Source organism: Burkholderia sp. Ac-20345 (assembly GCF_017104825.1).
Lineage (GTDB): Bacteria > Pseudomonadota > Gammaproteobacteria > Burkholderiales > Burkholderiaceae > Burkholderia > Burkholderia lata_B.
Genome location: NZ_JAAGPO010000491.1, coordinates 1 through 1,569 on the forward strand (window position 1 = coordinate 1; position 1,569 = coordinate 1,569).

Genomic DNA, 1,569 nt, shown 5'->3' on the forward strand with positions numbered 1-1,569 from the left:
GCCGTGCGACGGCGCGCCGATCAGCGCCGCGATCGCGCACGCGAGCGCCGCACCGAACAGCAGGCTGCCGGCCGCGTCCACGCGCTTCGCGTGCGGATCGCGCGACTCGTCGATCGCCACGCGCGCCCCGGCCGCGAGCAACAGGCAGACGGGCAGGTTCAGCAGGAACACCCAGCGCCAGCCGATCCATTGCGTGATCGCACCGCCGACGAGCGGCGCGATGGCCGTCGCGATCCCCATGCACATGCCCCAGATCGCCCACGCGCGCGCCCGTTCGCGCCCTTCCGGAAAACGGTTCGCGATCACCGCGAGCGCGGCCGTCAGCAGCAGTGCGGCGCCGCCGCCCTTCACCGCCCGCGCGGCGATCAGCCAGCCGGCCGACGGCGCGACGCCGCAGCCGAGCGACGCGAGAAAGAACAGCGCGAGCCCCGTGAAGAGCATCCGCTTGCGCCCGAACCGGTCGGCGAGCCCGCCGGCCGGCAGCAGGCAAGCGGCGAACGCGGTCATGTACGCGCTCACGACCCATTCGATATCGGCGAAGCTCGCGTGGAAACTGCGCGCGATGCTCGGCAGCGACACGGCGACGACGTTCGTGTCGAGCACGATCAGCGAGCAGGTTGCGGACGCGACGGCGAGCGTCGCGGCGGCAGGCATGCGTGCGCCCGGGCGCGGGGCGGCAGCCGCGCCCGCGCGCGACGCCGGTGAAGACTGGGACATCGGCTACTCCGGAACAGGATGAACGAACCGTATGCTAGGCTTGGCCCGTATTGCCTGTCATTGATACTCCGATGCTGTTTTATTGACGAAAATTGCAATCATGGACCGGCTCGAATTCCGTCACGTGCGCGCGTTCCTGAGCGTCGCGCAACACCTGCACTTCGCCCGCGCGGCCGAAGCGCTCGACATGGCGCCACCCGCGCTCACGCGGCAGATCCAGGAGGCCGAACGCGTGCTCGGCGTGCGCCTCTTTCACCGGTCGCGCCGCGCGGTCACGCTGAGCGCGGCCGGCGAGGCCTATCTCGCCGAGGCGAGCGCCGCGGTCGAGCACCTGCAGCGCGGCCGCGAACTCGCCGCGCTGGCCGAGCGCGGCGAGCTCGGCCGGATCGAGATCGGCTACGTGTCGTCGGCCGTCTATTCGGGCACGCTGCAACGCACCGTCGGCGCGTTTCGTGACGCGCACCCGCGCATCGAACTGAACCTGCGCGAAGTGCCGATGGACGACGTCGCGAACCAGCTCGACACGGGCCGGCTCGATCTCGCGTACGTACGCCCGCCGCTGCCGCTGCCCGGCGGCCTGCGGGTCATTACGCTGCAGCGCGACGTGTTCGTCGCGGCCGTGCCGGCCGGTTCGCGCTACGCATCGATGGCCGCCCTTCGCGCGGCCGACCTCGCCGACGCGCGCTTCGCGGTACCCGAACAGGAGCGCGGCACGCTCGAAGTCGCGCGCCGCGAGGAACAGGACGTGATCGACGCGTCGATCGAACGCGCGCTCGCCGTGATGCCGATGGTCGTCAAGGGCGAACTCGACCGCGCGACGATGCAGTTGCATCGCAACTGACCGCATCGCAC

The 1,569-nt window shown here is 71.1% G+C and carries 1 protein-coding gene and 1 pseudogene; one reads left to right on the top strand and one right to left on the bottom strand.

The annotated features are described in order from the left end of the window. Positions 1–717: MFS transporter (locus G3O06_RS48205; RefSeq protein ID WP_205820442.1), on the bottom strand; the 717-nt coding region annotated here is incomplete at its 3' end. A gap of 100 nt (positions 718–817) precedes the next feature. On the opposite strand from G3O06_RS48205, the pseudogene G3O06_RS48210 reads away from it, so the two are divergent. After that, positions 818–1,474: pseudogene (locus G3O06_RS48210) on the top strand (LysR family transcriptional regulator); the annotation flags it as partial. Between the last annotated feature and the right edge of the window lie 95 nt (positions 1,475–1,569).